Source organism: Streptomyces sp. NPDC038200 (genome assembly GCF_055600785.1).
On record NZ_JBVJYH010000053.1, the window covers coordinates 1 to 4,952 of the forward strand.

1 protein-coding gene is annotated in these 4,952 nt (G+C 76.1%); it reads left to right on the plus strand.

Annotation, left to right across the window (positions count from 1 at the left end):
* Nucleotides 1-4,952: SDR family NAD(P)-dependent oxidoreductase (locus ACZ7KF_RS41415; protein WP_471087852.1), on the plus strand; the 4,952-nt coding region annotated here is incomplete at both ends.

Consider the following 4,952-nt stretch of genomic DNA (forward strand, 5'->3'; position numbering starts at 1 on the left):
GCGTACGGTGTCGAGCCGTCGGCGGTGGTGGGGCATTCGCAGGGTGAGATCGCCGCCGCGTGCGTGGCGGGGGCCCTCTCCCTGGCGGACGGTGCCCGCGTCGTCGCCCTGCGGTCACGGCTCATCGCCGAGCGGCTGGCCGGCCGGGGCGGCATGGTCTCCGTGGCCCTGCCCGAGACCACCGTCACGGAACGGCTCGGCCCCTGGGCCGACCGCGTCTCGGTCGCCGCGCTCAACGGCCCCTCGTCGGTCGTCCTCAGCGGCGACCCCGAAGCCCTGGACGAGATCATCGCCGCCTGGTCGGCCGACGGGACACGGCTGCGCCGCATCGCCGTCGACTACGCCTCCCACTCGGCCCACGTGGAGTCCCTCGAAGCCGACCTGCGCGACGCGCTCGCCGGACTGCGGCCCGGCACGGCCGGCCTCGCCTTCCACTCCACGCTGCTCGGCGAACCCCTCGGCGAGACGCCGCTCGACGCCGGCTACTGGTACCGCAACCTCCGCGAACCCGTACGGTTCGCCCCCGTGGTCCGCGACCTGCTCCACACCGGCCACGACGTGTTCGTCGAGATCAGCCCGCACCCGGTGCTGACCGCCGCCGTGCAGGACACCGCCGAGACCGCCGAACGGACCGCCGTCGTCGTCGGCACCCTGCGCCGCGACGAGGACGGCCCGCGCCGCCTGCTCACCTCGCTCGCCGAGGCCGCCGTCCAGGGCGTCCCCGTCGACTGGACGGCGGCCTGCCCCGACGGACGCCACGTCGACCTGCCCACCTACGCCTTCCAGCGCCGCCGTTTCTGGCCCCGCGGCCCGGTCGCCTCCGACGCCGGCGGCCTCGGCCTCACCGGCACCGGCCACCCGCTCCTCGGTGCCGTCACCCCTCTCGCCGGCACCGGCGGACTGGTGTTCACCGGACGCGTCCCGGCGGGCACCGAGCTGCCGGCCGGCACCGTGCTCGACCTCGCGCTGCACGCGGCCGGTGACAGCACGCTCGGCGAACTGACCGAGGAGGCACCGCTCGACACCGCCGGCACGGCCCTCCGCCTCCAGGTCACCCTGGGCGCGGCGCACGAGGACGGCACCTGCCCGGTCGCCGTGCACTCCCGGCCCGCCGACGCCGGCGACGACCAGCCCTGGACCCGGCACGCCAGCGGCGTCCTCCTGCCGCACACCGGCACCGCCCCGGCCACCGCGCCCCAGGACGCGGACACCGACCTGACCGTCGAGCTGACCGACGAGACCGCCGGCGGCTGGGGCGTACACCCCGCCCTGCTCGCCGACGCCCTCGCGGCCGTAGGCCCCGACCTGGTCCCCGGCGCCTGGCACGGCGTCACCCTGCACGCCGTGGGCGCCACCCGGCTGCGGATACGGCTGCACCCCGTGGCCGCGGCAGCGGACGCCTTCAGCCTGCACGCCACCGACGACACCGGAGCCCCCGTGCTCACCGTCGACTCGGTGACCCTGCGCCCGCCGGCCACGACCGGACCCGGCCGGGACCACGAGCTGTACCGGGTCGAGTGGACCCCCGTCCCGCTGCCCGCGGCCGACGTCGCAGGCATCGCCGTACTCGGCGACCTCCCCCTGCCCGGCTACCCCTCCTGCCCCGACCTGTCCGCCGTCACCGCCCTGGAGACGCCGCCCGGCACCCTCGTGCTGCCGTGCCGGCAGCAGCGGCCGGACGACACCCCCGGCGCGGCCCACGCCGCGACCCGGCACGTGCTGAGTGTCCTCCAGGAGTGGCTCGCCGACGAGCGGCTGGCCGGCACCCGGCTGGTCGTCCTCACCCACGGCGCGGTCCCGGTCGGGCACGAGGACGTCACCGACCTCGCCCACGCGCCCGTGTGGGGCCTGATCCGCTCCGCCCGCGCCGAACACCCCGGCCGGCTGGTGCTGGTCGACGTCGACGGCCCCGACGCACTCCAGCAGCTGCCCGCCGTTCTCGCCACCGGCGAACCCGAGACCGCCGTACGCTCCGGCCGGGTCCTCGCGCCCCGGCTGGTCCGGGCCGCGCGCACCGACGAGCCCGCGAGCGGTCCGGCCCCGTGGCCGTCCGACGGTGTCGTCCTCGTGACCGGCGGCACCGGCACGCTCGGCGCCCTCTGCGCCCGCCACCTGGTGACCGCACACGGCGTGCGCCGGCTCGTCCTGGCCGGCCGGCGCGGCGACGCGGCCCCCGAGGCCGTCGCCCTCGCCGACGAACTCCGCGCCCTGGGCGCCGAGGTGACCGTCGCCGCCTGCGACGCCGCCGACCGCACCCAGCTGGCCGCACTGCTCGACCGGATCACGGCGCGGCACCCCCTTGCCGGTGTCGTCCACGCCGCGGGCGTCCTGGACGACGGCGTCATCGCCTCGCAGACCCCCGAGCGGCTCGCCACGGCACTCCGCCCCAAGGTCGACGCCGCCTGGAACCTGCACGAACTCACCGTCCCCCACCGGCCGGCCGTCTTCGTGCTGTTCTCCTCCACCTCCGGCCTCTTCGGCGCGCCCGGACAGGGCAACTACGCGGCCGGCAACGCCTTCGTGGACGCGCTCGCGGCCCACCGCCGCGCCCAGGGACTGCCCGCCACCTCCCAGGTGTGGGGCCTGTGGGCGCACGCCAGCGGGATGACCGGCCACCTGGGCACCGCCGACCTGCGGCGCGCGGCCCGCGACGGTGTGGTGCCGCTGCCCACGCCCGACGCGCTGGCCCTGTTCGACCGCGCCACCTCCGGTACCGTCCCGGTCCTCGTCCCCGCCTGGCTGGACCTCACCTCGTTCGCCTCCGGGGTGACCGCCGTACCGGCGCTGATGCGCAGGCTGGTCCGCGGACCCGCCCGCCGCGCCGCCGCCGCGGACGCGGGACCGGACACCCTGGCCGGGAAGCTCGGCGGCCTCACGGCCGCGGAACGCGAACGGACCCTGCTCGCCCTCGTCCGCTCGCACGCCGCGGTCGTCCTCGGCCACAGCGACGACACCGCCGTGGCCCCGGGCCGGGCGTTCAAGGAGCTGGGCTTCGACTCGCTGACCGCCGTCGAACTGCGCAACCGGCTGGCCGCCGCCACCGGCCTGCGGCTGCCCGCGACCCTCGTGTTCGACCACCCCGACCCCCAGGCCCTGGCCGGGCACCTGCTGGAGCGACTGCTCGGCGAACGCGCCGAGGAGACGGCCCCGGCCCTCGCCCGTCCCGCCGCCGACGATCCCATCGCGATCGTGGGCATGGCCTGCCGCTACCCGGGTGGTGTGACCTCGCCCGAGGACCTGTGGCGGCTGCTCGCCGACGAGCGCGACGCGCTCTCCCCGTTCCCGGAGGACCGGGGCTGGGACGTCGCGGGCCTGTACCACCCCGACCCCGAGCACGCGGGCACGTCCTACGTGCGGGAGGGCGGCTTCCTCGCGGACGTCGCCGGGTTCGACGCGGACTTCTTCGGTATCAGCCCGCGTGAGGCGCTGGCCATGGACCCGCAGCAGCGGCTCGCCCTGGAGACCGCCTGGGAGGCCGTCGAACGCGCCGGCATCGACCCGAAGTCCCTGCGCCGCGCGGACATCGGCGTCTACCTCGGAACCAACGGCCAGGACTACGCCCAGCTCGTGCGAAGGACCGTCGAGAGCGCCGAGGGGTACGTCGGCATCGGCAACTCCGCCAGCGTGCTGTCGGGCCGTATCGCCTACGTCCTCGGCCTGGAGGGCCCCGCGGTCACCGTCGACACCGCGTGCTCGGCGTCGCTGGTCGCCCTGCACTGGGCGATCCAGGCGCTGCGCAACGGCGAGTGCTCCATGGCCCTGGCCGGCGGAGTCACCGTCATGTCCGCCCCCGACGTCTTCGTCGACTTCTCCCGCCAGCGCGGCCTGGCCGCGGACGGCCGCTGCAAGTCCTTCGCCGCGGCGGCCGACGGCACCGGCTGGTCGGAGGGCGCCGGCATGCTCCTCGTGGAGCGCCTGTCGGACGCCCGCCGCAACGGCCACAAGGTGCTGGCCGTCGTCCGCGGCTCCGCGATCAACCAGGACGGTGCGTCGAACGGTCTGACGGCGCCGAACGGTCCCTCGCAGCAGCGGGTGATCCGGCAGGCCCTCGCCGGTGCCGGGCTCGCGCCCGCCGACGTGGACGCCGTGGAGGCACACGGCACCGGCACCCGGCTGGGCGACCCGATCGAGGCGCAGGCCCTGCTGGCCACCTACGGCCAGGAGCGGGACGAGCCGCTGTGGCTGGGCTCGGTCAAGTCCAACATCGGGCACACCCAGGCAGCCGCCGGCGTGGCCGGAGTGATCAAGATGGTCCAGGCGATGCGGCACGGCGTGCTGCCCCGCACCCTCCACGTGGACGCACCGTCCCCCGAGGTCGACTGGACCGCGGGCGAGGTCGAGCTGCTGACCGAGACACGCGAGTGGGCGCGTGCGGGCCGGCCGCGCCGGGCGGGCGTGTCCTCGTTCGGCGTGTCCGGCACCAACGCGCATGTGGTGCTGGAGGAGGCCCCCGAGGAGACCGGGACCCCGGCTCCGGCCGACCCGCCCGTCGTGCCCTGGGTGCTGTCGGCACGCTCCGAGGCCGCACTGCGGGAGCAGGTCGAGCGGCTGCGTGCGTTCGTCACCGAGCACCCCGAGGCGCGTCCGGCCGACATCGGCCTCGGCCTGGCCACCGCACGCTCCCGCTTCGAGCACGGCGCCGTCGCCGTCGGCACCGACCGCGAGGAACTCCTCGCCGCGCTGACGGACCCGGCACTGCTGCACGCGCGTGACGGCCTGACCGCGTTCGTGTTCGCGGGTCAGGGGGCGCAGCGGGCCGGGATGGGTGGGGAACTCGCCGCTGCTTATCCGGTGTTCGGTGAGGTGTTCGCCGAGGTGTGTGGGGCGTTCGACGCGGTGCTGGACCGTCCGTTGGCCGAGGTGATCGCCGAGGGTGGTCCGGAGCTGGAGCGGACGGTGTATGCGCAGGCGGGGTTGTTCGCCTTCGAGGTGGCGTTGTTCCGGTTGCTGGA